22 protein-coding genes, 1 tRNA gene and 1 pseudogene are annotated in these 26,035 nt (G+C 67.3%); 11 read left to right on the top strand and 13 right to left on the bottom strand.

Annotation, left to right across the window (positions count from 1 at the left end):
- Nucleotides 1-85 precede the first annotated feature (85 nt).
- The 3 genes from phaR to LOKHON_RS13935 all read right to left on the bottom strand — a co-directional run bounded on the left by phaR (nucleotide 86) and on the right by LOKHON_RS13935 (nucleotide 3,180).
- Nucleotides 86-628, bottom strand: a complete 543-nt coding sequence (phaR, locus tag LOKHON_RS13945; protein WP_017927294.1) for a polyhydroxyalkanoate synthesis repressor PhaR — start codon at nucleotides 626-628, stop codon at nucleotides 86-88.
- Between the two features lie 124 nt (nucleotides 629-752).
- A complete protein-coding gene (locus LOKHON_RS13940; protein WP_017927293.1) occupies nucleotides 753-1,208 on the bottom strand; it encodes a phasin family protein in 456 nt (151 codons plus the stop codon).
- Nucleotides 1,209-1,350: 142 nt separating this feature from the next.
- Nucleotides 1,351-3,180, bottom strand: a complete 1,830-nt coding sequence (locus LOKHON_RS13935) for a PHA/PHB synthase family protein (protein WP_017927292.1) — start codon at nucleotides 3,178-3,180, stop codon at nucleotides 1,351-1,353.
- A 128-nt stretch (nucleotides 3,181-3,308) separates the two neighbouring features.
- Here LOKHON_RS13935 and phaZ point away from each other — a divergent pair.
- Nucleotides 3,309-4,583 (top strand): annotated as a pseudogene (gene phaZ / locus LOKHON_RS13930) (polyhydroxyalkanoate depolymerase); the annotation flags it as partial.
- 592 nt (nucleotides 4,584-5,175) lie between these two features.
- Here phaZ and LOKHON_RS13925 read toward each other — a convergent pair.
- Nucleotides 5,176-6,357, bottom strand: coding sequence for a pyridoxal-phosphate-dependent aminotransferase family protein (locus LOKHON_RS13925; RefSeq protein WP_017927290.1), 1,182 nt, complete (start codon nucleotides 6,355-6,357; stop codon nucleotides 5,176-5,178).
- Nucleotides 6,358-6,425: 68 nt separating this feature from the next.
- The gene (locus LOKHON_RS13920; protein ID WP_017927289.1) at nucleotides 6,426-7,040 is read right to left on the bottom strand and encodes a hypothetical protein; all 615 of its coding nucleotides are present in this window, start codon (nucleotides 7,038-7,040) and stop codon (nucleotides 6,426-6,428) included.
- 114 nt (nucleotides 7,041-7,154) lie between these two features.
- On the opposite strand from LOKHON_RS13920, the gene LOKHON_RS13915 reads away from it, so the two are divergent.
- From LOKHON_RS13915 to ygfZ, 3 genes are read left to right on the top strand one after another with little or no spacing between them, the layout of a single operon-like run.
- Entirely contained in the window at nucleotides 7,155-7,853 is a 699-nt protein-coding gene (locus LOKHON_RS13915) for a tyrosine-protein phosphatase (protein WP_245631467.1), read from the top strand.
- A complete protein-coding gene (locus LOKHON_RS13910) occupies nucleotides 7,850-9,643 on the top strand; it encodes an ABC transporter ATP-binding protein (protein WP_017927287.1) in 1,794 nt (597 codons plus the stop codon). Before LOKHON_RS13915 ends, LOKHON_RS13910 begins: the two co-directional genes overlap by 4 nt.
- Nucleotides 9,644-9,674: 31 nt before the next feature.
- Nucleotides 9,675-10,412, top strand: coding sequence for a CAF17-like 4Fe-4S cluster assembly/insertion protein YgfZ (ygfZ, locus tag LOKHON_RS13905; protein WP_017927286.1), 738 nt, complete (start codon nucleotides 9,675-9,677; stop codon nucleotides 10,410-10,412).
- Here the strand turns inward: ygfZ and LOKHON_RS13900 are convergent.
- Both LOKHON_RS13900 and efp read right to left on the bottom strand, forming a co-directional pair.
- Complete coding sequence (locus LOKHON_RS13900; protein WP_162561812.1) at nucleotides 10,409-11,623, bottom strand: calcium-binding protein; 1,215 nt, start codon at nucleotides 11,621-11,623, stop codon at nucleotides 10,409-10,411. The two genes, ygfZ and LOKHON_RS13900, sit on opposite strands and share 4 nt — an antisense overlap.
- Nucleotides 11,624-11,890: 267 nt before the next feature.
- Complete coding sequence (efp, locus tag LOKHON_RS13895) at nucleotides 11,891-12,454, bottom strand: elongation factor P (RefSeq protein ID WP_017927284.1); 564 nt, start codon at nucleotides 12,452-12,454, stop codon at nucleotides 11,891-11,893.
- A gap of 231 nt (nucleotides 12,455-12,685) precedes the next feature.
- On the opposite strand from efp, the gene LOKHON_RS13890 reads away from it, so the two are divergent.
- On the top strand, nucleotides 12,686-13,009 hold the full coding sequence (locus tag LOKHON_RS13890; RefSeq protein WP_026147324.1) for a DUF6280 family protein: 324 nt from the start codon (nucleotides 12,686-12,688) through the stop codon (nucleotides 13,007-13,009).
- Nucleotides 13,010-13,066: 57 nt separating this feature from the next.
- On the opposite strand, the gene LOKHON_RS13885 is transcribed toward LOKHON_RS13890, so the two are convergent.
- Nucleotides 13,067-13,636 (bottom strand): hypothetical protein, encoded by a 570-nt coding sequence (locus LOKHON_RS13885; protein WP_017927282.1) that lies wholly within the window; start codon nucleotides 13,634-13,636, stop codon nucleotides 13,067-13,069.
- A 72-nt stretch (nucleotides 13,637-13,708) separates the two neighbouring features.
- Here LOKHON_RS13885 and LOKHON_RS13880 point away from each other — a divergent pair, with 72 nt between their 5' ends.
- On the top strand, nucleotides 13,709-15,160 hold the full coding sequence (locus LOKHON_RS13880; RefSeq protein WP_017927281.1) for a cobyric acid synthase: 1,452 nt from the start codon (nucleotides 13,709-13,711) through the stop codon (nucleotides 15,158-15,160).
- A 4-nt stretch (nucleotides 15,161-15,164) separates the two neighbouring features.
- On the opposite strand, the gene LOKHON_RS13875 is transcribed toward LOKHON_RS13880, so the two are convergent.
- The 3 genes from LOKHON_RS13875 to LOKHON_RS13865 form a co-directional block, all read right to left on the bottom strand.
- Nucleotides 15,165-16,043: a hypothetical protein gene (locus tag LOKHON_RS13875; protein WP_017927280.1), complete on the bottom strand. Its 879-nt coding sequence runs from the start codon at nucleotides 16,041-16,043 to the stop codon at nucleotides 15,165-15,167.
- A 74-nt stretch (nucleotides 16,044-16,117) separates the two neighbouring features.
- Nucleotides 16,118-17,449 (bottom strand): TolC family outer membrane protein, encoded by a 1,332-nt coding sequence (locus LOKHON_RS13870; protein WP_245631466.1) that lies wholly within the window; start codon nucleotides 17,447-17,449, stop codon nucleotides 16,118-16,120.
- An 85-nt stretch (nucleotides 17,450-17,534) separates the two neighbouring features.
- The gene (locus tag LOKHON_RS13865) at nucleotides 17,535-18,188 is read right to left on the bottom strand and encodes a protein-L-isoaspartate O-methyltransferase family protein (RefSeq protein WP_017927278.1); all 654 of its coding nucleotides are present in this window, start codon (nucleotides 18,186-18,188) and stop codon (nucleotides 17,535-17,537) included.
- A 220-nt stretch (nucleotides 18,189-18,408) separates the two neighbouring features.
- Here LOKHON_RS13865 and LOKHON_RS13860 point away from each other — a divergent pair.
- Nucleotides 18,409-18,482: transfer RNA gene (locus LOKHON_RS13860), tRNA-Cys, on the top strand.
- A gap of 69 nt (nucleotides 18,483-18,551) precedes the next feature.
- On the opposite strand, the gene LOKHON_RS13855 is transcribed toward LOKHON_RS13860, so the two are convergent.
- Entirely contained in the window at nucleotides 18,552-19,814 is a 1,263-nt protein-coding gene (locus LOKHON_RS13855; RefSeq protein ID WP_017927277.1) for a cation:proton antiporter, read from the bottom strand.
- Between the two features lie 225 nt (nucleotides 19,815-20,039).
- On the opposite strand from LOKHON_RS13855, the gene LOKHON_RS13850 reads away from it, so the two are divergent.
- Both LOKHON_RS13850 and LOKHON_RS13845 read left to right on the top strand, forming a co-directional pair.
- The gene (locus tag LOKHON_RS13850) at nucleotides 20,040-21,272 is read left to right on the top strand and encodes a lytic murein transglycosylase (RefSeq protein WP_017927276.1); all 1,233 of its coding nucleotides are present in this window, start codon (nucleotides 20,040-20,042) and stop codon (nucleotides 21,270-21,272) included.
- 89 nt (nucleotides 21,273-21,361) lie between these two features.
- Complete coding sequence (locus tag LOKHON_RS13845; protein WP_017927275.1) at nucleotides 21,362-22,792, top strand: phospholipase D-like domain-containing protein; 1,431 nt, start codon at nucleotides 21,362-21,364, stop codon at nucleotides 22,790-22,792.
- A gap of 198 nt (nucleotides 22,793-22,990) precedes the next feature.
- On the opposite strand, the gene yghU is transcribed toward LOKHON_RS13845, so the two are convergent.
- A complete protein-coding gene (yghU, locus tag LOKHON_RS13840) occupies nucleotides 22,991-23,857 on the bottom strand; it encodes a glutathione-dependent disulfide-bond oxidoreductase (RefSeq protein ID WP_017927274.1) in 867 nt (288 codons plus the stop codon).
- Between the two features lie 259 nt (nucleotides 23,858-24,116).
- On the opposite strand from yghU, the gene nhaC reads away from it, so the two are divergent.
- Both nhaC and LOKHON_RS13830 read left to right on the top strand, forming a co-directional pair.
- The gene (gene nhaC, locus LOKHON_RS13835; RefSeq protein WP_017927273.1) at nucleotides 24,117-25,625 is read left to right on the top strand and encodes a Na+/H+ antiporter NhaC; all 1,509 of its coding nucleotides are present in this window, start codon (nucleotides 24,117-24,119) and stop codon (nucleotides 25,623-25,625) included.
- Nucleotides 25,626-25,747: 122 nt separating this feature from the next.
- The gene (locus tag LOKHON_RS13830; RefSeq protein ID WP_017927272.1) at nucleotides 25,748-26,017 is read left to right on the top strand and encodes a DksA/TraR family C4-type zinc finger protein; all 270 of its coding nucleotides are present in this window, start codon (nucleotides 25,748-25,750) and stop codon (nucleotides 26,015-26,017) included.
- The last annotated feature ends 18 nt before the right edge of the window (nucleotides 26,018-26,035 follow it).

Below are 26,035 nucleotides of genomic sequence, written 5' to 3'. Positions count from 1 at the left end.
CTACGGGGTCATGAAGTGCGGGCGCGCCGCGCCGCACCCTGTCGCGCCCGCCCCTCGCGAGGCCCGGCGCGGCAGGATCGGATCGTCACTTCCCCATCTTCGACAGCTTCGACTGCAGCTCGGCGAGCTGCTTCTTGATATCGTCGAGATTGTCGTCCGAGGATTTTTCCGAAGCGGGGCCGGTCGCCCCCATCATGCCACCGCTCATCGCCTTGAGAAAGGCCTGCTGCTGCGCGCGCATGGCGTCGAAGCCGGGCATCTGCGCCATCGGCGACACCTTGGTCATGTTCTCCATCATCTTCGACTGCCCGTCGCGCAGCATCTCGAAGGAGGCGGCGAGGAACTGCGGCACGACCGAGCTGGCCTGGCTGGTATAGCTGCGCACCAGGTCGGTCAGCACGTCGACGGGCAGCACGCTTTCGCCGCGGCTTTCATGTTCGGCGATGATCTGCAGCAGGTATTGCCGGGTCAGGTCGTCGCCGGATTTCAGATCGACGATCTGCACCTCGCGGCCCGCGCGGATGAAGCCCGCGATGTCCTCGAGCGTGACGTAATCGCTGGTTTCGGTGTTGTAGAGGCGGCGGCTGGCATATCGCTTGATCAAAAGCGGTTTCGTGGTCTCGGCCATCTCGGTTCCCCCCTGGACATGATGCGCTGCAGCGAAAGCCTAGGCCCGTGTTTCACAAAAAGAAAGGGCGGGCTGCGCGTGGCAGCCCGCCCGGTTGCGGCGGGGAGGATCGCCGCAATGCGGCTTACTTGGAGCCGGTGGTCGCGGCGGCCTTGCGGGTCGCGGCCTGCGCGTCCGAGCCGGCCTTCTTGGCGGCGGCGGTCATGTCGTCGCTCATGTCCTTGCCGGCCGACAGCATCAGCTCGAGCGTCTCGGTCTGAAGCTTCTTGGCGATCTCGGCAAAGGCGGCCATGTGCTCGGAAGCGGCTTCGGCCGAGGCCGAGGCGAAATCGCCCATCGACTTGGCATAGTCGGCCGGGTCGGACTTGGCGCGGGTCACTTCGCCGAACTTGGCGAGCGTGTCCTGGGCCCACTTGGCCGACAGCTCGGTCGATTTCTGCGCGGCTTCGAGATTGGCAGCCGACAGCTTCTCGGCCAGAGCCGACTGGTTGCGGAAGGTCTCTTCCATGTTCTTGGTGTCGACGGGGAACGACCCCATCATGTCCTTGAAGATCGCGGTGAAGTCTTGCGTGTTGGCCATGAGAATACCCTTTCTGGTCGCTGGTGCGGCAGCTCGGCGGCCCCGCTTGATCACTCATGAGCCGAATATGCGTGCTGCACCGCAGCATTTCAAGATCTTTTTCTGCGGTGCAGCAAAAAACTTCCCCTAGGGCAGATTCTCCTTATTCCGCGGCGAGTCGCCCGCCCGTCACGTAGCGCCCCGGCGCCGGGCCAAGCGCGGGATGCGCCTTGGAGCCGGGCTGGCGCGCGGGCACCATCTCGCCCGCACGGGGTTTCAGCCAGCCCATCCAGGCGGGCCACCACGACCCTTCGTGCCTGGTCGCGCCCGCGCGCCATTCCTCGGGGTTCTTGGCGGGCGCGTCGTTGGTCCAGTAGCCGTATTTCTTCTTGGCGGGCGGGTTCACGATGCCCGCGATATGGCCCGAGCCCGACAGCACGAAGGTCTTGTCCTTCGCACCCATTTGATCGACGCCGCGCCAGCTCGAATCCCAGGCCGCGATGTGGTCGCTTTCGCAGCCCACGGCAAAGACCGGCACCGTCACCTCGCCGATCCGGGCCGTGTGCCCGGCCACGGTGAAACCATCCCTTGCAAAGCGGTCTTCCTGGCACAGCCCGCGCAGGTATTCGACCGCCATCCGCGCCGGCAGGTTGGTGCCGTCGCCATTCCAGTAGAGCAGGTCGAAGGCGGGTGGTGCCTCGCCCATCATGTAGCTGCGGATCGCCGGCTGGTAGATCAGGTCGCGGGCGCGCAGGAACGAGAAGGTGCGCGACATGTAGAATTTGTCGAGCACCCCCGCCGCGCGCGCCTCGGCCTCTATCCCGTCGACGAAATCATCGTCGAGAAACACGCCGACCTCGCCCTGGTCGGAGAAATCGGTGAGCGTGGTGAAGAAGGTGGCCGATTTGACCGACTTGTCCTTGCGGGCCTTGAGCACCGACAGCGTGATCGCCAGCGTCGTCCCGGCGATGCAGTAACCCACGGCGTTGACCTTCTTGGTCCCGCAGATCTCCTTGGCGGTCTCGATCGCCTGGATGAAGCCATCCTCGACGTAATCGGTCATGCCGATCTCGGCATAGCTCGCATCGGGGTTGATCCAGCTCACCACGAACAGGGTATGGCCCTGCTCCACGACGTGGCGGATCAGGCTGTTCTGCGGTTTCAGGTCGAGGATGTAGTACTTGTTGATCCATGGCGGGAACAGCACGATGGGCGTCTCGTGCACGTCCTCGGTCTGGGGCGCGTACTGGATCAGCTCGAACAAATGGTTGCGAAACACCACTTCGCCGGGCGTGGTGGCGAGATTCTCGCCCACCCGGAACGCGTCGGCATCGGCCAGCGTCACCACGAGATCGCCGCCATTGGCCTCAAGATCGCGCACGAGGTTCTCGAGCCCGTCGATCAGGCTCTGCCCTTCGGTCTCCAGCGCCTTTTGCAGCGCGTCGGGATTGGTGGCGAAGAAATTGGTCGGGCTGAACATGTCGACGATCTGGCCCGCGAAATAATCGAGCCGCTTCTTTTCGCGCGGGTCCAGCCCCTCGATCGAATCGACCGCCCTTTGCACGGCCTCGGCATTGGTCAGGTATTGCTGCTTGATATAGGCGAACCAAGGATGCGTGTCCCACAGCGGGTTGGCAAAGCGGCGATCCTTGGGGGCCTCGCTTTCGGGCACCGCGCCCTGCATGGCCTGCTGCTGCGCCTCGACGTAATGCTTCAGCGTCTTGCCCCAGTAGCCGAGCTGATGCTCCATCAGCCGGGCGGGGTCGCGCATCACCTCGGACCAGTAGGCCCCGGCGGCCTTCATGTAGAGATCATGGCTCGGCCCCTGCAGCGCGGGCCGGACCTGCCGGCCCTGCCCCATCGCGCCGACAAGCCTCTGGGTCAGCGCCTCGATCCGGGCGAGATTGGCCTCGAGCCGCTCCTTCGCATCCGTGGCCGGCGCGTCACCACCGCCGCCCTGATCCGTGCCCCTGCCCTGATCGTCAGTTGTCATACGCCCTCCTGCGCCCTAGTTTGCAGGTGCAGCATGAGGCCTGCCGCGACAGGCCTGCGCGCGCCCCGCGTGCCGCCGAGGCGGGACCCGGCCCCGGTTGACCACGGATCCCTGCCTGGAGCAGTAACATGAAGTATATGCCGACCTACGACCTGATGGAAAGCATGCGCAACACCAACCAGTGGTTGGGTGCGACCGCGCGTGCCATGGGCGACCACCCGGCGATGGCGATGACCGCCAACCCCGCCATGCAGCTTCTCAAAGCCTGGGGCGAAGTGACCGAACGCAGCTTCGAGCGCATGGTGGCCAAGCCCGACTGGGGCATCCCCACCGTCACCGGCCCCGACGGCAAGGATCACGTCGTCCGGGTCGAGACGCTTCTGGAGCGCCCTTTCGGCGACCTGATCCACTTCACAACCCCCGGCAGAAAATCACCCAAGCGCCGCGTTCTTCTGGTAGCGCCGATGTCGGGCCATTACGCCACGCTGCTGCGCAAGACGGTGATCAGCCTGCTGCCCGATTGCGACGTGCACATCACCGATTGGCACAACGCCCGCGACATCCCCGTGAGCAAGGGGAAATTCGACGTCGAGGATTACACCAAATACGTCGCCGAGTTCATGCGCCATCTCGGGCCCGACCTGCACGTGATCGCGGTCTGCCAGCCGGTGCCGCTGACGCTGGCGGCGACCGCGATGCTGGCCGAGGACGATCCCACGGCGCAGCCGCGCTCGCTCACCCTGATCGGCGGGCCGGTCGATCCCGACGCCGCCGCCACCGACGTGACCGATTTCGGCCGCCGGGTGACGATGGGCCAGCTCGAACATTCGATGATCCAGCGCGTCGGCTTCAAGTACAAGGGCGTGGGACGGCAGGTCTATCCCGGCCTGCTGCAGCTCGGTTCCTTCATCACGATGAACGCCTCGACCCACGCGCAGGCCTTCACCGACCAGATCTTCCGCGCCGCGCATGGCAAGGCCTCCGAGCACGACAAGCACAACCAGTTCTACGACGAATACCTCGCCGTGATGGACATGTCGGCCGAGTTCTACCTTTCGACCGTGGAGCGCGTCTTCAAGAGCCGCGACATCGCCCGCAACGCCTTCAGCGTCGATGGGCGCAGGCTCGATCTCGGCAAGATCACCTCCGTCGCGGTCAAGATCGTCGAAGGTGAAAAGGACGACATCTCGGCGCCGGGCCAGTGCCTCGCCGCGCTCGACCTGCTGACCGGTCTCTCTAGCGACAAGAAGGCCGCGCATCTGGAGCCGGGCGCCGGGCATTACGGCATCTTCGCCGGATCGAGCTGGCGCAACAACATCCGCCCGCTGGTGCTCGAATTCATCGACGCCAATTCCGACGCGCCGACGGCGCACACGGCCAAGGTAACGGCGAAGGAGTCCGCGCCCGCCGCCAAGCGCAAGGCCGCGTCCGCCCCGAAAGCGGGCACGAAGCCGCGCGCCGCCGCCAAGCCCGCTCCGGCCAAGACCGAGGCGAAGGCGCCCGAGGCAAAGGCCAAGGAAGCGGCTGCGCCCAAAACGCCGGACACGACGAAAGCGCAGGCAACGGCGCCGCAGGCGAAAGCCCCGGAGCCGGTTGCCGCGAAACCCGCCGCGCCAAAATCCGAGCCCGAAGCACCACAGGCCGTGCCAGCGCAGGCCAAGGCGACGGAAGCGAAAGCGCAGGAAGCCGCGCCCACGAAACCCGCCGCGCCGAAATCCGAGCCCAAGGCACCGGAGACCGCGCCAGTGCAGGCCGAGGCAGCGGAGACGAACGCACCGGGAGCCGCGCCTGAACGGCCCGCGGCGTCCAAGCCCACGCTTGTCGCCTCGAACACCCCTGCCCCGGCGCAAAGCTCGGCGCCCGCCGCGGATCAGCCCGCCAGTGCCGGTCAGCCGAAAGCCGACACCCCCAAGTCGGACACGCCCAAGCCGGAGGCCAACGCCGCCGCCCCCACGCAGACCGGGCAGCAGAGCCGCTCCGACAAGGGTTGACGTCTCAGGCGGCGGCCAGCCTTTGCGCGGCCGCCGCCACACCGCCTGCGCCATGCGGAATACGCAGCGCGCAAAGCCCCGCCTCGATCGCGCCGAGCGCACCCAGCACCATATGCGCGTTGACATGGCCCATATGGCCGATGCGGAACCAGCCCTCGGGCGGCACCCGCCCCAGCCCGATCCCCAATGTCACCCCCATCTCGGTCTCGCACCACGCCCGCAGCCGGTCGGCATCTGGCGCGGTGAGCGAAATCGAGGTCACGGCATGGCTGCGTGCCGACCGGTCGCCGACGCCAAGCCGCATCTCGCCAGCCCGCCCCCAGCTTTCGACCGCGGCCCAGATCGCGTCGGCCAGCCGCGCATGGCGCGTCCAGACCGCTTCGATCCCCTCCTCGCCGATCAGGTCGAGCGCGGCGCGCAGCGCATAGAGATGATGCGTCGGCGCGGTGCCCGCGAAGTACTGGTAATAGAGCTCGGGCGCGGCGCGTGGCCGCCAGTCCCAATAGGGCGTGACCATGTCGGCCCGGTCGCGGGCCGCGGCGGCGCGGTCGTTGAAGAAAACAAAGCCGAGCCCCGGCGGCGTCATCAGCCCCTTCTGGCTGGCCGTGATGGCGACATCGACGCCCCAAGCATCCATCTCGAAGCGGTCGCAGCCCAGCGAGGCGATGCAATCGGCCATCAGCAGCGCCGGATGCCCGGCGGCATCCATCGCCGCCCGGCAGGCCGCCATGTCGGTGCGCACCCCGGTCGCGGTATCGACATGGCAGGCGATGACGGCGCGGATGTCATGACCGCGATCGGCCCGCAGATAGGCTTCGAGCCGCGCCGGATCGACCGGACCGGTTCCGTCGCTTTCGATCACCTCGACCTGCGCGCCCAGCGCGCGGGCGGTCGCGGCCCAGCCCTGCCCGAAATGCCCCGATACCAGCGCCAGCACCCGGTCGCCGCGCGCCAGCACGTTCAAGAGCGCCGCCTCCCACATGCCGTGGCCGTTGGCGATGTAGATCGCCGCGTGATGCGCGGTGCCCGCGATCCGCTTCAGGTCCGGCAACAGCGTGGCGGTCATCTCGTGCAGCGCGCCGGTATAGATGTTGGGGGCCGGGCGCTGCATCGCGGCGATCACCCGGTCGGGCATGACCGAGGGGCCGGGGATGGCAAGATAGGGACGGCCGTGGGAGAGCGTCATGCGAAAGCCTCGCGCAAGGATGGACCGCGCGCAGCCTCGCGCCCCCCGCCCCCGGCGTCAACGGTCCTTCAGCGCCCCAAGGCCTGCGACAACGCCGCCTCGACCCGCGCGACCTCGGCATCGCCACCTTCGGGCATCGCGCCGTGCAGGTTGTTGAGATCGCTCACATAGCCGCGGATCTGCTCGCGCAGCGAAGCGCGGCTGCGATCGGGCAGGATGCCGGCGGCGCGCAATTCGCCTTCGGTGGCGGGGGTCTTCTCGGGATACTTCGTCAGATCGGCGAGCCTGAGCCCCGCCGTGATCGAGCGCCCGCGCGAAAAGAAGCTGCGATAGTCGCGCACCACCACGAGCCCCATCGGCTCGGGCCCCAGCCCCGCGGCGTGCAGCCGCGTGAACATCACCCAGTTCTCGGCCACCCGGCGCAGCACGGGCGTCGAAAAGGCGCGGGCCCAATCCTCGGCCCCGTTTCGCGTATCAAAACCGCCGAGCACCTCTTCGCGCTTGGGCGCCTTGTGGTAGATGCAATGCTGTTGCCCCGCCACCGCGTGCATGAGCTTGATCTGCGGCCCCGGCAGGTAAACCGCCCAGGCGCCCCATTTGACGCGGGCCGGGCGGCCAGAGACCATGGCGTGGCTCGGCCAGAGCCGCACCCTGTCGATCACCTCGACCCTTGCCTCAACCATGGCCCGCCTCTCCCGTCCGATCTGCCCTGACCCCTCTTGCCCTAGGCCGCCGCCGCGCCCCCGTCAAACCCCGCTGCCTTGCGAGGGGGGGCGTGGCGGCTTATGGAAGGCCGGATGCGTGTGATGGGACTGGCGATGAAGCTTCTCGACAATCTGAAGGCCTGGGAGCGGCGCGCCCGCACGGGGCACCATCATCATCTGGGCGACCCGGGCGCACGGCGCCGGGCGCTGGCGAGCTACCTGATCCTCGACCACGCGATCCTGCGCTACTGGTGGACCAATTTCCATCTCGTGAGCCCCGGCGTGTTCCGCTCCAACCAGCCGACGCATGGCCGCTTCGGCAAAATGGCCAAGATCGGCATCCGCACGGTCATCAACCTGCGCGGCGAGGGCGCGCATCCGCGCTACCTGTTCGAGGCCGAAAGCTGCCGCGCGCTCGGGCTGCGGCTGGTGTCGACCCAGCTTTCGGCCCGCCGCGCCGCCCCCCGCGACCAGATTCTGCGGCTGTTCGCGCTTTTGCGCGAGGCCGAGCGCCCGGTGGTGATGCATTGCAAATCCGGCGCCGACCGCGCCGGTTTCGCCTCGGCGCTGCACCTTCTGGCCGAAGGGCATGGCATCGAGGCGGCGCGCCGCCAGCTGCATCCGCGTTTCCTGCATTTCCGGCGCTCGCGCACCGGCATTCTCGACCACATCCTCGATCTCTACGCCGCGCGGCAGGAACAGGGCCCGATCGGCATCGAGGAATGGATCGCCACCGAATACGACGCCGAGGCCGCGCAGCGCGGTTTTGACGCCGGGCGGGCCAAGCCGTGACCACGGCGCTGCGCCCGCCCGCCGACGCCGATCCCGGCACCCCGCATCCCGATCCGCGCGGGCTGTTTTTGTGGTTGTGGCGCGGCTATCTCGCCAAGCATTGGCGCTGGCTCGTCGTCGCGATGGTGCTGATGGCGATCGAGGGCGGCTCGCTGGGGCTCTTCGCTTCGATGATGCGGCCGATGTTCGACGAGGTCTTCGTCGCCGGGCGCACCGATGCGCTGTGGATCGTCGGCGTCGTCGTCATGGGCATCTTCGTGGTGCGCGCCGTCACCTCGATGAGCCAGCGGGTGATCATGACGATGATCCGCGAACGCAGCGCCGCCGATCTGCGCTCCGACCTGCTGTCGCATCTGATGCGGCTCGATGGCGGCTGGCACCAGGCGCATCCGCCGGGTTACCTGATCGAGCGGGTGCAGGGCGATGTCGGTTCGATCAACCGGGTCTGGGCCACGCTCGTCACCGGCGCTGGGCGCGACCTCACTTCGGTGGTTGCGCTATTCGCGGTGGCGCTGTCGGTCGACTGGCGCTGGACGCTGGTGGCGCTGATCGGCATTCCCGTGCTCGTGCTGCCCTCGCTGATCGCGCAGAAATACGTGCGCCGCCGCTCGCGCGTCTCGCGCGAGATCGCGGCGCGCATGTCGACCCGGCTCGACGAGGTGTTCCATGGCATCGCGCCGATCAAGCTCAACGGGCTCGAAAGCTACCAGTCCGACCGCTATGGCAAGCTGATCGACCAGCGCCTGCACGCCGAGATCCGCGCCGCCTCCGGGCAGGCCGCGATCCCGTCGATGATCGACATCATGACCGGTCTCGGGTTTCTCGGCGTGCTGTTCTATGGCGGCGCCGAGATCATCGCGGGCGACAAGTCGGTGGGCCAGTTCATGGCCTTCTTCACCGCCATGAGCCTCGCCTTCGAGCCGCTGCGCCGCCTGGGCAACATCTCGGGCCAATGGCAGACCGCCGCCGCCAGCATCGAGCGGATGCGCGCGATCTTCGATGCCAAGCCCTCTCTCGTATCGCCCCAAAGCCCCCGCCCCGCCCCCGGCGGCGCGCCGGAAATCCGGCTCGACGACGTGCGGCTGGCCTATGGCGACCTGCCGGTGCTGCGCGGCGCGAGCTTCACCGCCAAGCCGGGCCGCACCACCGCGCTGGTCGGCGCCTCGGGCGCGGGCAAGAGCACCGTGTTCAACCTGCTGGCCCGGCTCGTCGATCCGCAATCGGGCGAGATCAGCATCGGCGGCGTTCCGACGCGGGCATTGAAGATCGAGGAGCTGCGCGGGCTCATTTCCGTGGTCACGCAGGATGCGCTTTTGTTCGACGAGACGATCCGCGACAACATCCTGCTGGGCCGCACCGATGTCAGCGAAACGCGGCTGCGCGAGGTGCTCGACGCGGCCCATGTCTCGGATTTCCTGCCGCGCCTGCCCAACGGGCTCGACAGCCCGGCGGGCCCGCGCGGCTCGTCGCTGTCTGGCGGCCAGCGCCAGCGCGTCGCGATCGCACGCGCGCTTCTGCGAGACACGCCGGTGCTGCTGCTCGACGAGGCGACCAGCGCGCTCGACACGAAATCCGAAGCGGTGGTGCAGCAGGCGCTGGAGCGGCTGTCTGAGGGGCGCACGACGCTGGTGATCGCGCACCGCCTTTCGACCGTGCAGAGCGCCGACAGCATCGTGGTGATGGATCACGGCGAGGTCGTCGACCAAGGCAGCCATGCCGAGCTTCTGGCGCGCGGCGGCATCTATGCCGATCTGCACGCGCTGCAGTTCCGCGACGCCGAGACGGGCTGACGCGGGCCGCGCGCGCCCCTATGTAGGGGCCATGACACAGGACCGCACCATCATCGCCGTCACCGGCGCCGACCGAGAGGAGTTCCTTCAGGGGCTCGTCACCAATGACATCGCGCGCGCGAAGGACAAGCTGGCCTATGCCGCCCTGCTGACGCCGCAGGGCAAGCTCATCGCGGATTTCTTCCTCAAGGGAGAGGATGCGCGCTTCCTGATCGACGTCGACGCGGGCGTTGCGCCGCAGCTGTTCCAGCGTCTTTCCATGTACAAGCTGCGCGCCGACGTCGCGCTGGCCGAGGCGGATGTGAAGGTCTCGCGCGGCACCGGCCCGGCGCCCGAGGGCGCCCTGCCCGACCCGCGCCATCCCGATCTGGGCTGGCGACTTTATGGCGCCGCGTCGGGCGATGACGGCACGGACTGGACCGCGATCCGGGTCGCGAAGCTGATCCCCGAATGGGGCAGCGAGCTCGGCCCGGAGAGCTATATCCTCGAGGCCGGCTTCGAGCGGATGGGCGGCGTCGACTTCAAGAAAGGCTGCTATGTCGGCCAGGAGGTCACGGCGCGGATGAAACACAAGACCGAGCTGCGCAAGGGCTTTGCCCGCGTCGCGATCGACGGCGCCGCCGATCCGGGCACCTCGATCATGTCGGGCGACAAAGCCGTTGGCACGCTGCACAGCCGCGCCGGCGACGAAGCCATCGCATGGCTGCGCTTCGACCGGGCACAGGGCGAGATGCACGCGGGCGAAGCAAGGGTCACGCGCGCCGACTAGAGCAGAAGGTAAGGCTCGACCGCGCCGAAATAGTCTTCGAGGAATACACTGCTCTTGCCGTTGAGCTCGATGCCGGTGCCGTTCATGTCCGTGAAAATGCTGACATCGTCGATCGAGGCCGCGGCCCGAATGTCGATCCTGTCACCTTCGTCGGGATTGAAATCACCGATCCTGTCGGATCCGAACTTTCGGCTGAGGAAAATGAACGTATCGGCGCCGTCATCGCCAAAGACGACGTCATTGCCGACCTTGAGAAAAAAGCGGTCATCACCGTCATGCCCGTTGAAATAGTTGTCGCCCCTGTCGTCTCTGAACAGGTCATCCTGATCGGAGCCTTCGGCGCCTTCTATCGACCTGAGACGATCCGTCGTGCCGAAGCCGTCACGCGCCCGCCCGCGCGCGAGATTCACGCTCACCGCGTCATCACCGCCGGACTCGTCGTCACGCCTGTAGGACACGATATCGAAACCACCGCCGCCGATCATCAGGTCATTGCCACGAAACCCGTGGAACGTGTTGTCCTGCCCGTTTCCCCGAAACACGTCGGCCAGATTCGTGCCGCGAACCTCCTCGACCGATGAAATTCGGTCGATTTCCCCATCCGGCCCCAGAATGCGGCCCTTTTCGAGATTGGCGTCGATCCCTCGCTCGGGCAGCCGCCCGCCGAAATTCCAGTGATCATATGTGACGGCATCATGGCCATCGGCGTGACCTTCGTAACTGTCGGACCCGCCCGTATCCTTGATATAGGAGCCGCCCTTCACGATCCGTACGATATCGTCACCGACCCCGGTCGTGATGTCATTGCCGTCCCGATCGGGCGCATTGCTGATGAAGCGCGAACCGCCCGAGACCAGCAGATCATAGGCCTGCCAGGGTTCGTTCCGAAGGTAATGGTGAAACAGCCCCGCATCCAAATCCACTTGATCGAGAACCATCAGCCGCGCACCGGCTTCGTTGAACCAGACGATCTTGTCGACCAGCCCATCCAGAAAAAGGTCCTGACCGGCCTCGCGACCCTGAGACGGGGTAAACAGGCTGGCCTCCTTGAAGGAAATGACCGCCCTGGCCGGGCTTTGATCCGGCTCGAAACCGTCGCCGAGATAACTCAGGACCATCTTCTGGCTGTTCAGAGAGACAACTTCGGCATCTTCGAATGAACTATACCGGTAGATCCACGCAGCGGCGGGAAAAAACTTAATACGAGCCATGACACGCTCTCCCAAACAACGGCACTGGAAAAATGGAGCTGGAGATGGCGGCGAGTGATCGCCGCATCATGAACTAGACACAGATTATCACTTTTCGGTCAATGGAACGACCGTCTTCGGACGAAGCTCGCGTTTGCTACATGTCGCGCCGGACGGCATGGCGACGCGGCGGCTCCGGTCGCGAAGAAAAAGGGCGGCTCCCGAAGGAGCCGCCCCATCCATCATGGCGCAACCTGTCGCTCGCCGGCCCCAAGACCGGGAGCGCGATCATGCGCGCTCGGAATATTCCATGGTCTCGGTGTTGACGACGATGTCCTCGTCCTGCCCGACGAAGGGCGGCACCATCACGCGCACGCCGTTGTCGAGCGTGGCGGGCTTGAAGCTGTTGGCCGCGGTCTGGCCCTTCACGACCGGCTCGGTCTCGACGATCTTGCAGGTGACCTTCTGCGGCAGCGACACGTTGAGCGCCTCTTCGCCGTAATACTCGATCTGCACGGTCATGCCGTCCTGCAGGAAGGGCCGGCGCTCGCCCAGAAGATCGGCGGGCAGCGCGATCTGGTCATAGGTCTCGCTGTCCATGAAAGTCAGCATGCCGTCGGTTTCGAACAGGAATTGCTGGTCGCGCTGCTCGAGACGCACGCGCTCGACCTTGTCGGCGGAGCGGAACCGCTCGTTGAGCTTGGAGCCGTTGCGCAGGTTCTTCAGCTCGACCTGCGCGAAGGCGCCGCCCTTGCCGGGCTTCACGTGATCGACCTTCACGGCAGCCCAGAGGCCGCCATTGTGCTCGAGAATGTTGCCGGGGCGGATTTCGTTACCGTTGATCTTGGGCATGTCGGTCCATGTGACGGAATTGTGGCGATGGGTTGATCGAGATTGGCCCCCGCCTATATCTCGCGGGCCGCCCCAAGGCAAGCTGAGCCCGCCCCGCAAGGTCGCAGCGTTTCGAGCCATGCACCATACGCATGACTGGCATTCCGAAATCAACGACCCGAATCGGGGCGAAATCGGGATAGTCACTCGGACGCAGTGGCGACAAGAGCAAAAAGAACGTAAGGAAGCATGATGAAGGATTTCGTTGACGGCACCGCCTACAACAACGAGCAGGGCAACCGCGCCCGCAAGCTCTTCGCGGCCGTCGTCCTTGCCGCTCTGGACGATGCGATCGCCGACGACAAGAAATATGGCAACGGCCCCGAGCAGATCGCCCGTTGGGCGCGCTCGCGCGATGGCCGCGAGGTGCTGTCCTGCGCCGGGATCGACCCCAATGAGCGCGTCGTCGCCGGGCTGATGGAATTCGTGGGCAAGGGTGTGCGCACCTCGGTCGCGCTGTCGCGCGAGGAAAGCGAGCGCCGTCACGCCGCCGAGCTGGAGTCCCGCGCCGCCTGATCGCGGCCCGAGGGCATGGAAAAAGCGCGGCTCCTCCGGGAGCCGCGTTTTTCTTTGTCAGAAGACGAAACGCCAGATCCCGGAAGAGCCCAGCTCGGCCAGCAGCAGCAGGACGAAGCCCGCTCGCAGCGCAAGGCTTTCGAAACGCCAGAGCATGAAACCGGTGAGCGCGATCGACAGTCCGGCCTCGATCGGACCGACGATCCCCGCATGATGGCTGTTGTCCCAGTAGCTGAACGGTGAATCGAAACGCCAGTCGCTGAATGGCCAGAACATCGGCCGCGCATCGGCGCCGTGCAGCGGCAGATCGAAGGCGAGGTGCAGCAGCCCCGCCCCGGCAAAGGCCACCAGCACCGGCCAGCGCCGCCACAGCGCGAGCGCCAGCAGCGCGCCCCACAGCGGAAACGAGTTGTCGATGGCAAAGACCGCCATCCACGCGTCCGAGAAATAATAGTCGCCGAAGATGACGCGGGCGGGCACTTCAGCGACGAAGCGCGCCCATGCCACCATGAGATAGAGCGACAGGTCGGGCGCAAGCGCGCCCAACAGCGCCGCCGCGGTGACGCCCGCATGTCCGGGCCGCCCGAAGGCCGCCGCGCCAAAGATCAGATGCGCCGGCGTGTTCATGCACTTTCCCTTCCGCGGCCCCGTCCCTAGACAGCTAACGCAGGGCGGCGGGCAACAACAGCGGGGGTGCGCATGGCACAAGCGATCATGATCCAGGGCGCGGGCTCGAATGTCGGCAAATCGATGATCGTCGCGGGGCTGGCGCGGGCCCTGCGGCGGCGCGGCCTGTCGGTCGCGCCGTTCAAGCCGCAGAACATGTCCAACAACGCCGCCGTCACCGCCGATGGCGGCGAAATCGGCCGGGCGCAGGCGCTGCAGGCCCGCGCCGCCGGGCTCGCGCCCGCGATCGACATGAACCCGGTGCTGCTCAAACCCGAAAGCGAGACCGGCGCGCAGGTCGTGGTGCAGGGCCGCAGGCTCACCACCGCGCGGGCCCGCGATTACGCCGCGCTCAAGCCGACGCTGCTGCCGCGCGTGCTCGACAGCTTTCACCGGCTGGCCGCGGCGCATGACATCGTCGTGATCGAAGGCGCCGGCAGCCCGGCGGAGGTCAACCTACGGGCGGGCGACATCGCGAATATGGGCTTTGCGCAGGCCGCGGGCGTGCCGGTCGTGCTCTTGGGCGACATCGACCGCGGCGGCGTCATCGCGCAGCTGGTGGGCAGCCACGCGGTGCTCGACCCCGCGGATGCGCGGCTGATCCGCGGCTTTGCGGTCAACAAGTTCCGCGGCGATGCCAGCCTCTTTGCCGATGGTATGGACTTCATCGCCGCGCGCACCGGCTGGGCGCCCCTGGGCATCGTGCCGCATTTCACGGAGGCGTGGCGCCTGCCCGCAGAGGATGCCGCCGAGATCGTCTCGCGGCCCGGCGGGCCGGTGAAGATCGCCGTGCCGCGCCTTGGCCGCATCGCCAATTTCGACGATCTCGACCCGCTTTCGGCGGAGCCCGAGGTCAGCGTCGAGCTGATCCCGCCGGGCCGCCCCCTGCCCGGCGATGCCGATCTCGTGCTGATTCCGGGCACGAAATCCACCATCGCCGATCTGGCCGCCTTTCGTGCCGCAGGCTGGGACATCGATCTCGCGGCGCATGCGCGGCGCGGTGGCCGGATCATGGGGATCTGCGGCGGCTACCAGATGCTGGGCCGCAGCATTGCCGACCCCGAGGGCATCGAGGGACCGCCCGGCACGGTCGAGGGGCTCGGGCTGCTGGACGTGGAGACGGTGATGCGCCCCGAAAAGCGGCTCGGGCTGGTGCAAGGCCGGCTACGCGATGGCGGCGGAACGGTCACGGGCTACGAAATCCATATCGGCCAGACCGAAGGACCAGATCACGCGGCGCGCGCCTGGATCGAGATCGACGGGAAGGCCGAGGGCGCGGCCAGCCCCGACGGGCGCGTGCGCGGCTGCTATCTGCACGGGCTGTTTTCGGATGACGGGTTCCGCGCGCGCTTTCTCGCGGAGCTGGGCGGGCGATCGCAGCCGGGCTACGAGGACGGCGTCGACGCGGTGCTCGACGCGCTGGCCGCGCATCTGGAACGCCATCTCGACATCGACCGGTTGCTCTCGCTAGCGGCGCCGGTCTGAACGGCTAGTCGAACTCTCCGCTGGCCAGCGCCCGGAAGATTTCGCGCCGGACCAGCTTGCGCAGGTTGCCGGTGATCCGGTCGCCGAGCGGACCGCGCAACTCCTCGCGCAGCACCTCGACGATCAGGCGGCGCAGCATCTCCTCGTCGATCTCGGTCCGGGGCGGTTCGGACGCCTGCATGTCGGACGCGTCATCGGTTTCGCGGGTATCGGCCTGCGGATCGGGTGCGGGCGGTGCCGCCATGGCCTGATCGGGCTGCTCCGGGAGAGTGTCGGCACGCGGCGCGTCGAACGCGGAATTTTCGGTCAACCGGTCATCCGTCCCGGTCGCTGCCCCCGGCCCCGCCTCTGCGGCGAAGGACGGCGCGCCCGGCGCGGGCCGCTCGGGTTCCGCCTGTCCGGCATGACGGCGGCTCAGGAACGGCGTGTCCTCGGGCCGGGTGCCGTGCCAATCCATCACCGGCGCGGCCTCGCTGCCATCGGGCTCCCAGTCATCGGCCTGATGGGTGATCGCCGCCTCGAGCTCGGCGATCGTTTCCTTGAGCCGGGAGCGGAGCGTTGCGCCGGGCGCATCGGGCAGATCGGGGGCCTCGAAATCATCGTCGGCCGCGGCCGGGCCAGCCTGCGCTTCGCGGAGCGGCGCCGGCTCGGCCGGTTTTTCCGGGCGCCCGGCCACGCGCAGCGCCGGCGTCAGCACCAAGGGCGCATCGCCCCGGCGCTCTGGGCGAACCCGTGACGGCGCCACGACCGCACGCGGCCCGGCCTCGACCGGCTGCGGCGCGGTGGCGGGACGGCCCTCTCCCTGCCCTTCGCCATCCGCGAGCAATCTGCGGATGGAGGAGAGCACGTCCTCTATTTCGACGTTCTTGACCGGATCGGACATGATCTACCCTGCTTGCCTCGGGAGAAATCTAGCGAAGCCCGTCGCGCACGGCAAGAATCATGCCGGACCCCGCCTCAGCGGCCAATGGCCTCGAGCACCCGGTCGAGCGCGCGGCCCTGCTCGGAGGTCGAGGAAGGCGCGTTGCGCACGAGGTTGTAATAAGCAGCCGGATCGTAGACCTGCACCGGCAGGCCGAGCTGATCGGCGGTCAGCCGTCCGATGGCGGCCAGCACCACGTAGCTGGCCAGCGTTTCGTCGATCTGGGCCGACACCAGCGTGGCGCGGGCATCGAGCAGGTCCTGCTCGGCATTGAGCACGTCGAGCGTGGTGCGCGCGCCGAGGCGGGCCTCCTCGCGCAACCCGTCGAAAGCAACCTGCGCGGCGCGGACCTCGCGCCCCGAGGCCTCGATGCTGGCGCGGGCGACGGCGAGCCGCGAATAGGCGTTCGCCACGGAACGCTCGACCGTGCGGCTGACATTGATCAGCGCTCCGCGGGACGCATCGCGGCGGGCCTTGGCCTGCCGCACCTGGCTGGAGATCCGGCCACCGGTATAGAGCGGCTGGCTGAGGGCGATCCCGACCTGCTCGGTATCATCGAAGTCGTCATCGACCGAAACGCGACCGTTCAGCGACAGCTGCGGGCGCTTTGCCGCCTCGGCCTGCGCGATGTTCAGCTCGTTCACCGTGACGGCGTGCTGCGCCTCGCGAATGGAGGGGTGCTCCCGCCGGGCGATCGCCTGCGCTTCGGAGAGGCTGCCGGGAATGCGGGCATCCGGTGCCGCGGCCAGATCGCCCGGCGCACGCCCGACGGCGGCCTGGAATTCGGCCATGGCCTGCGTCAGCCGACCCTCGTCGGTGGCCAGCAGACTGCGCGCGGAGGCCAGCGCCGCCTCGGCCAGAGACACGTCCGTCCGGGTGACTTCGCCAACCTCGAACCGGTCCTGCGCGGCGCGCAACTCCTGCGTGATCAGCCGCAGGTTGTTGCGGCGCAGATCGACGAAGGCGTTGGCGCGGCGCACCTCCATATAGGCTTCGACGACCCGTTGCAGCACCTGCTGTTCAACCTGCCGCAGCCCTTCGCGGGTGGACAGAACGAGCGCCTTTTGCGAATCGATGGCATAGCGGCTCTGACCGCCATCATAGAGCAGCAAGGACGCGGTAAGCGTGGCCGAAGCCGAGACGTCGTAGCTGTCGACACCGGAGCCCGGAGGCGCATCGCGCAGCCCGCTGCTGCTCGCGATGGCGGTTTCCGCCGACCAGTTGATGATCGGTCGCAGGATCGCGAGCGCCTGCGCCACGTCCTCGTCGGCGGCGCGCAGCAGGCCCCGGTTCCGATCGAGCAGACCGCTGTTCTCATAGCCATGCGCCAGCGCCGAGGCGAGCGTGTCGGCCCGCGCGGGGCCCATGGCGGCAACCGCAAGGCCAGCGCCGAGAATCAAACGTCCAACAATTCGCCGCATACCGCCCCTGCTCTTTCTTATTGTCTTGTGCTTACAACACGAAGTCCTGTGCCGCTTCGAAGCCCTGCAACAGCGGCGCACCCGCGTTGAAGGCAAAGCGCCACGAGATCCGGCCATCGATCTTGTAGCCGATCCGAACCACGCCCAGCGCACCTTCGGCAAAGATCGCCGCGACCCGACCACCTTCGCGCAGCTGTTCGGCCAGCGCGTCGGGGAACCGCTCGATCGCGCCCTCGATCATGATCACGTCGTAGGGGCCGCTCTTGGGCGCGCCCTCGGCCAGCGGGCCGCAGACCACCGCGGCGTTGTCGACGCCGTGCTCGGACAGGATCGACTGCGCCTCGGTTGCGCGCGGCTCATCATCCTCGACCGCGGCGACGAACCCCGCCAGCCGCGCCAGCAGCGCGGTCGAATAGCCCAGCCCGCACCCCAGATCGAGCACCGCGTCCTGCGGATCGATCTCCAGCCCGTCGAGCATCTTGGCCAGCGTGCGCGGCTCCAGCACCACCCGGTCGCCGCCAAGCGGGAGATTCTCGCCGACATAGGCCGCCTCGCGCCGCCCTGCGGGCACGTAGGCTTCGCGTGGCACATCGAGCATTGCGTCGATGATCGGGAATTTCGTCACGTCCGAGGGTCGCACCTGCGTGTCGACCATGAAGACGCGGCGGGTCGCATAATCAACCACGGACCGGGCTCTTTCGTTCAGTTTCGCCATGGCCGTGATGCCACAACTGCCGGCAGGCGGCAACTGCAGAGCGGCCAGCTCCGCCCGGCCCGGCCCGGACGTGCCGCCCGGATCACACCCGCCTCGGATTTCTTTGGCGCGAGGCGGGCAGCCGATGCGCAATCCTGCCCGATAACCGCTTGACGCGTCATCCGGCAGGGCCTAGTGAAACGCCCACCGAGGCGGGTTGGCGGAGAGGTTACGCAGCGGATTGCAAATCCGTGTAGACCGGTTCGATTCCGGTACCCGCCTCCATTTCTCCCTGCATATCTCCGCACCCGGCAGGCCAGCGCCCTGCCGCAGGAGCCGGCCAGCCGCGATCCCTCAGCGGCCTTGCCTTGCGCGGCCTTCGGTCGACCGCTCCATCGCCCAGCCGACGCTGAAACCATGCAGAAAGGTCGAGGCGAGGATCACCAGCGCCACGAGGGACCACAAGGCGGCCTCGTCGATGAACTCCATGTGGCTGCCCGCGTAGCACAGGTAATAGATCGACCCGATACCGCGCACGCCGTAAACCGCCACGATCGCCCGGTCGCGCCGCCCGAGCCCGGCCCCCGACAGCGCCAGCCAGCCAGAAAGCGGGCGCACCAGCAGAAGCAGCACCGCGGCGATGCCGACCTGAGTCCAGGTCAGGTCGCGAAACAAAAGCGGCAGCACCGTGCCCAGCGCCACCAGAAGCCCCGCCGTCAGGGCATGTTCGATCGATTCGGAGAAATCGTGCAGGCGGCGGTGAAAATGATGCTCCTGCCGGACCCGGCGCAAAGTCAGCCCCAGCACCGCGACCGAGATGAAACCATAGCCCTCGATCAGCTCGGTCGAGCCGTAGCACAGCAGGATCCCCGCCAGCGCGATCACCCCCGAGCCGGTCTCTGCCAACGCCGCATCCCGCGGCAACCGGAACAGGACATAGCCCAGCGCCTTGCCGCCAAGCCAGCCCATCACCGTGCCCAGCGCGATCCGGTAGAGCACGTCGCGCCACAGCCAGTCGAGCGCCCAACCGCCGGGGTTGAGCCCCTCGGCGGCGATGATCAGCCCGAGATAGACGAAGGGAAAGGCCAGCCCGTCATTGAGCGCGGCCTCGGTGGTGAGGGTGAAGCGCACCGGGTGCTCGGCTCCCTCCTGCGGCGGCCCGACCTGCACGTCGGCGGCCAGCACCGGATCGGTCGGCGCCAGCACCGCGCCCAGCAGGATCGCCCCGGCCACGGTCATTCCCTCGATCCCGACACCGAGAATCGCCACCGCCAGGATGGTCAGCGGCATGGCGATGCCCAGCATCCGGAAGGTCGGCCCCCAGCGCGACCAGGGGCGCAGCTCGTCGAGCCGCATCCCCGAGCCGAACAGCGCCACGATCACCGTCAGTTCGCTCACCAGCTCCCATGGCAGCGGCGTCTCGCGCGGATCGGGCAACGTCGCGAGATCGGGCAGCCAGACCGCGACGCCGGCCCCGAACAGGATCATCAGCGGCGCCGATGCCGGCTCGCGCTTCGAGATCAGCCGCGGCAGCCAGCGCGCGAGGATGACGACGATGCCGACCACCGCCAACGCGATGTGATAGCGGTTCAACCCAAAGAACGCCTCGTCCTGCATCCGCTCCAAACCTCTCCAGTCGCCGGGACAAACTGCGCCCCGTTGCGCCGCCGGCAAGGAAAAATGCCGGCGTGACCGGCAGGAAGGCGCCCGCGCATGGCCGCGACCTCCGCAGCTTCGTGACAGCCGGAGCAGCGCCGCCTAGGCTGCGCCTCCAAAGCGCCCCACCCCACCCTTGCCTCCAAAGCGCCCCACCCCACCCTTTCGGCAACGGAGACCCCCGCCATGCTGCGCTTCCTGATCCTGCTTATCGCCCTGGTGCCCGCCCCGCTTGCCGCGCAGGACCGCGCGGCGACCGAAAAGCAGTTCCGGGGCTGGCTCGAACAGACCGTGTGGCCCCGTGCGCGCGGCGCAGGGGTGGCGCGCGGCACCTTCGAGACGGCGCTGTCGGGCGTCACGCTCGACTGGGCGCTGCCGGATCTCGTGCCGCCCGGCGCGCCAGCGCAGCCGCGCCAGGCGCAGCGGCAGGCCGAGTTTGGCAGCCCGGACCGCTATTTCAGGCGCGGTGCAGTCGATGGCGCCACATCGGTCGGGCGGCAGATGGCCGCGCGCCATGCGGAAACGCTGCGCGCGGTCGAACGGGCCACCGGGGTGCCGTCGCGCATCCTCCTCGCGATCTGGGGCCGGGAAAGCGGATATGGCCGCGCCGCGATCCCGCATGACGCCTTCCGCGTGCTTGCCACCAAGGGATTCATGGGACGCCGCGAGGCCTATTTCACCGACGAGCTCGTCGCCGCGCTGCGCATCGCGCAGGCCGGTCACGCCCCGAGCCGAGCCATGAAATCGAGCTGGGCGGGGGCGCTGGGTCAGCCGCAATTCATGCCGTCGAGCTTTCTGAAATACGCCGCAGACGGCGATGGCGACGGGCGCGCCGATATCTGGCGCTCGGAGGCCGACACGCTGGCCTCGATCGGCAACTACCTCGCCCGGCATGGCTGGGTCGCCGGGCGCGACTGGGGGTTCGAGGTCCGGGTGCCCGCGGACGTCTCCTGCGCGCTCGAAGGCCCCGATCAGGGCCGCTTGATCCGGGACTGGGCCGCGATGGGGATCAGCCGCGTTTCCGGCAAACCCTTTCCCGATCACGAGGCGGCGCGCGAGGGATACCTGCTGATGCCCGCCGGGCGGCACGGGCCCGCCTTCATTGTGACGCCGAACTTCTATGCGCTGAAAAGCTACAACATGAGCGATCTCTACGCGCTGTTCGTCGGTCATGTCGGTGACCGGATCGCCTATGGCATGGGCGATTTCGAAGCCGGCTGGGGCCGCGTCGGCGGGCTGATGCGCTCGGACGTGGCGGCCATGCAGCGCGCGCTGGAGGCGATGGGGCACGATGTCGGTGGCGCCGACGGTCTGGCCGGCTACAAGACGCGCCGCTCGATCGGCCGCTGGCAGCAGGCCAGTGGCCGACCGGCCACCTGTTTTCCCGACACCGCGATGCGCGGCGCGTTGGCGCGCTGAGCCGAGGCACGCCGGGCGGCGGAAATCGATGCGGAACGCGGCACCGTCCCGCCCGTTTCCGTTCTGACCGAAAAGGCAGGAGCTTTCCGATGAACGCCCCCGATGCGAAACGACCGATCCTGAGGCCCGGCGAGACCTGCTGGCAGATCGCGCGGGCCGACCGTCTGGCGGTGATCATCGACGCCGCCGATTACTTCGCCACGATCCGCGAGGTGGTGCGCCACGCCAAGCGCAGCGTGCTGTTCATCGGCTGGGATTTCGACACGCGGATCGAGCTGGAGCCCGATGCCGGCGAGGACGGCGTGCCCAACACGCTGGGCGCCTATCTCGAATGGGTGGTCGATCAGAATCCCGACCTGCAGGTGCACATGCTCAAATGGGATCTCGGCATTCTCGAAACCCTGTCGCGCGGCTCGACGCCGCTCGTGCTGGCCGACTGGCTCACCAATGAGCGCATCCACATGAAGCTCGACCACGCCCACCCTTCGGGCGCCGCGCACCACCAGAAGATCGTGGTGATCGACGACGTTCTCGCCTTTTGCGGCGGCATCGACATCACCGCCACGCGCTGGGACACCCGCGACCATCCCGACGAGGATCCGCGCCGCAAGCGGCCCACCTCGGGACGCCATTACGGGCCGTGGCATGACATCACCACCGCCGTGAGCGGCGAGGCGGCGCGCGCGCTCGGCGATCTGGCGCGGCAGCGCTGGTTCGACGCGACCGGCGAAAGGCTGGAGGCGCCGGGCGAACAGGCGCCGATCTGGCCCTCGGGGCTGCATCCCATCGCCTCGGGCCATCCCGCCGCCATCTCGCGCACCCTGCCCACATACAAGGACCGCGAGGAGGTGCGCGAGATCGAGGCGCTCTATCTCGAGGCCATCGGCCGGGCCGAAAGAACGCTCTATATCGAAAGCCAGTATTTCGCCTCGCGCCGCATCGCCGAGGCGATGGCGGCGCGGCTGCGTGAACCGGACGGCCCCGAGATCGTGGTGGTCAATCCGCACACCGCGCAGGGCTGGCTCGAGGAAAAGGCCATGGGCACCGCCCGCGCCCGGCTCTTGCGCATGGTGCGCGGCGCCGATGCGCAGGACCGATTCCGGCTCTATACGCCGGTCTCGGAAGGCGGCACCCATATCTATGTCCATGCCAAGGTGGTCATCATGGATGACCGGCTGTTGCGGGTGGGGTCGTCCAATATGAACAACCGCTCGATGGGCTTCGACACCGAATGCGACGTCTCGATCGAAGCACATGACGGGACAGCGCCCGAGCTGCGCGACAGGATCATGGGCCTGCGCAACGACCTGCTGGCCGAACATCTGGGCCGATCGAACGAGACGGTCGAGACGGAGATCGACAAGCGCGGCTCCCTGATCGCGGCAATCGACGCGCTCAGAGGCGAGGGACGCAGCCTCGTGCCCTTCGAGGCGCCCGATTTTCCCGAGATCGAGGAATACGAGCTGGCCGAGACCGATCTGCTCGACCCCGAAAGCACCGCGTCCTCCTGGGCCAGTTGACCCTTCCTCCCGCAGCTCTTGGCCCGCGCGTCGCGCATTGCCGGGTTTCGCGACAGGACACCGATAGGAAAAGGCGCGCAGGAAGGCGGGGGCAGACGCGCGTGAGCCGCATGAAGCCAGCCACTCAAATCGCTGCTCTTGAATAGAAAAAGGCCGGCATCTTTCGATACCGGCCTCCCGTCTTGCAAGGATCCGCGATCAGCCGCCGATCTTGTCTTGTGTCTTGGTTTCGAAATCCTCGGCCGAGTGCCGCTCGTGCAGCTGCATGGCCGGGTCGCCGAAGGGGCGGTTGACCATGCGGCCGCGCTGCACCGCGGGGCGGGCGTCGATCGCCTTGGCCCAGCGCATCACGTGGCTGTAGCTTTCCACGTCGAGGAATTCGGCCGCGTCGTAAAGACGCCCCAGAACCAGCTGGCCGTACCACGACCAGATCGCGATATCGGCGATCGAATACTCACCGGCCATATAGTCGTTCTCGGCCAGGTGACGGTCGAGCACGTCGAGCTGGCGCTTGGCCTCCATGCTGAACCGGTCGATCGGGTATTCGAACTTCTCGGGCGCATAGGCATAGAAATGGCCAAAGCCGCCGCCCAGATAGGGCGCGCTGCCCATCTGCCAGAACAGCCAGTTCAATGCCTCGGTACGCTGACCCGGATCCTTGGGCAGGAAGGCGCCGAACGTCTCCGCGAGATGCAGAAGGATCGCGCCGGATTCGAACACGCGCTGCGGTTTTTCGCCGGAGCGGTCCAGAAGCGCCGGGATCTTGGAATTCGGGTTCAACTCCACGAAGCCCGAGCCGAACTGGTCGCCATCCCCGATCTTGATGAGCCAGGCATCGTATTCGGCGCCCGTGTGCCCCGCCTCCAGAAGCTCCTCGAACAGCACCGTGACCTTCACGCCATTGGGCGTGGCCATGGAATAGAGCTGGAACGGATGCTTGCCCTCGGGCAGCGCCGCCTCATGCGTGGCCCCGGCGGTGGGGCGGTTGGTCTTGGAGAACTGACCGCCGTTCTCGGCGTTCCAGCGCCAGACCTTGGGCGGGGTGTAGTCGTTGAGATCCTTCATCGCGGTCGTCCTCGTCAATCAGTTGTCCGGTCGACGACAACAGATGTGGGCCCGCACCCGCCGCGTCTAGGGCGCCCTCCTGCACAAACACCTGCGCCCTTTCGCACGACAAACCGATCTGGCTGAAATAATGCAAGTTTGCCGATCATTTGGCCTTCGAATGCGCATATTTTCAGACGAAATTCCCCTACCCCGGTAGCAATTCTCCGCTAGTTCCCCCATAAGGCTCTCTTTGAAACAGCCAGGAGAACGCTCCCACGTGACCGATAGAAACCTGCCTTCCCTCGGACTGGCCCTGCTGCCGGTCGTGCTGACGCTGGGCCTTCTGGCCTTGCAGCTGTTCTATTTCGGCGACTTCACGCCGCATATCCCGCTGGTGATCGGCCTTGCCATCACCGGTCTTCTGGGCGTGATGCGCGGCCAGAAATGGACCGATATCCGCGAAGGCGTGTTCCACGTCATCCACGTCTCCCTGCCGTCGCTGTCGGTGCTGATCGTGGTCGGCATGATCATCGGCGTCTGGATCGCCTCGGGCACCGTGCCGACACTGATCTATTACGGCCTGACGCTTCTGAACCCCTCGATCTTCCTTGCCGCGGCGATGATCCTCTGTGCGGTCGTCTCGCTGTCGCTGGGCACGTCCTGGGGCACCGTCGGCACCATCGGCGTCGCGCTGATGGGCATCGGCGCGGGCTTCGGCATCCCGATGTACTGGACCGCTGGCGCGATTGTCTCGGGCGCCTTCTTCGGCGACAAGATCTCGCCGCTGTCCGACACCACCAACCTCGCGCCCGCCGTGACCGGCGTGAACATCTTCGATCACATCCAGAACATGCTGCCGACCACCGTGCCGGCCATGCTGATCGCGCTCGGCGTCTATATCGTCGCGGGTTACGGGCTGATCGAACCGGCCGACACCTCGCTCGAGGCGATCACACAGATCACCGCGCGGCTCGAACAGGACTTTGCCCTCGGGCTGATCCCGCTGACGCCTGCGCTGCTGGTCATCGGCCTCGCGCTGTTCCGCCAGCCGCCGCTTCCGTCGCTTTTCGCGGGCGTGCTGCTCGGTGGCGTGATCGCGATTTTCCAGCAGGGCGTGGGCCTGCATGACGTGTTCACCTTCGCGCAGTCGGGGTACTCGATCGATACCGGCATCGCCGATATCGACGCCCTGCTGAACAAGGGCGGCATCCAGTCGATGATGTGGACGATCTCGCTCATGCTGATCGCGCTGGGCTTTGGCGGCGCGCTGGAGCGCACCGGCTGCCTCGAATCGATCATCCTGTCGATCGTCAACAAGGTGAAGAGCTTCACCGCGGTGCAGTCCTCGGCCATCTTCACGGCCTTTGCGACCAACGTGGTGGCGGGCGATCCTTACATCTCGATCGCGCTGCCGGGCCGGATGTACGCACCGCTCTATCGCGGCATGGGCTACTCCACGCTCAACCTCAGCCGCGCCGTCGAGGAAGGCGGCACGCTGATGAGCCCGCTGATCCCGTGGAACGCCGGCGGCGCCTTCGTGATCACCGCGCTGGGGCTCGGCATCATGGACGGCAACATGGAGAACCTGCTCTACATCCCGCTGGCCTTCGCCTGCTGGACGGCACCGGTCATCGGCGTGTTCTATGCCATCACCGGCCTGTTCTCGCCCAAGGCCTCCGAAAAGGACCGCGCCAACTGGGCCAATGACAACGAGGACATCATGGACCTGTCGGACCATGATCACCTCGGCGATCCCGGCCCCTCCAAGGAAGCCATGCCGGTCTGATCCGACCCGCCGCACGGCTTGGAACGCCCCGCCGCACCGGCGGGGCGTTTCGCGTTCCGGGGGTTGGATCATGGCAGCACCTGCCTATGTCGAAGGGGGGACTGGACCAGAGAGGACATCACATGGCCGGTGGATGGGCCCGCGACGGCGCGGTGGAAGAACAGATCGAAGCCTCGATCAATGACGAACTGAAACGCATGCAGGCGCGGCGCGGACCCACCGGCGAAAGCCGCACCCATTGCGCCGAATGCGACGAGGAGATCCCCGAAAGGCGCCGCGCGGCGATCCCGGGGGTCAAGCTCTGCGTCGACTGCCAGCAGGGGCGCGATGCCCGGCCACAGGCCCGCGGCGGGTTCAACCGGCGCGGCTCCAAGGACAGCCAGCTGCGCTGATCGCCGGCGGCGGTTCTT

This window comes from Limimaricola hongkongensis DSM 17492 (assembly GCF_000600975.2).
Taxonomy (GTDB): Bacteria; Pseudomonadota; Alphaproteobacteria; order Rhodobacterales; family Rhodobacteraceae; genus Limimaricola; species Limimaricola hongkongensis.
The sequence above is the reverse complement of the archived record's forward strand: the minus strand, read 5'-3'. Positions and strand labels throughout refer to the sequence as shown.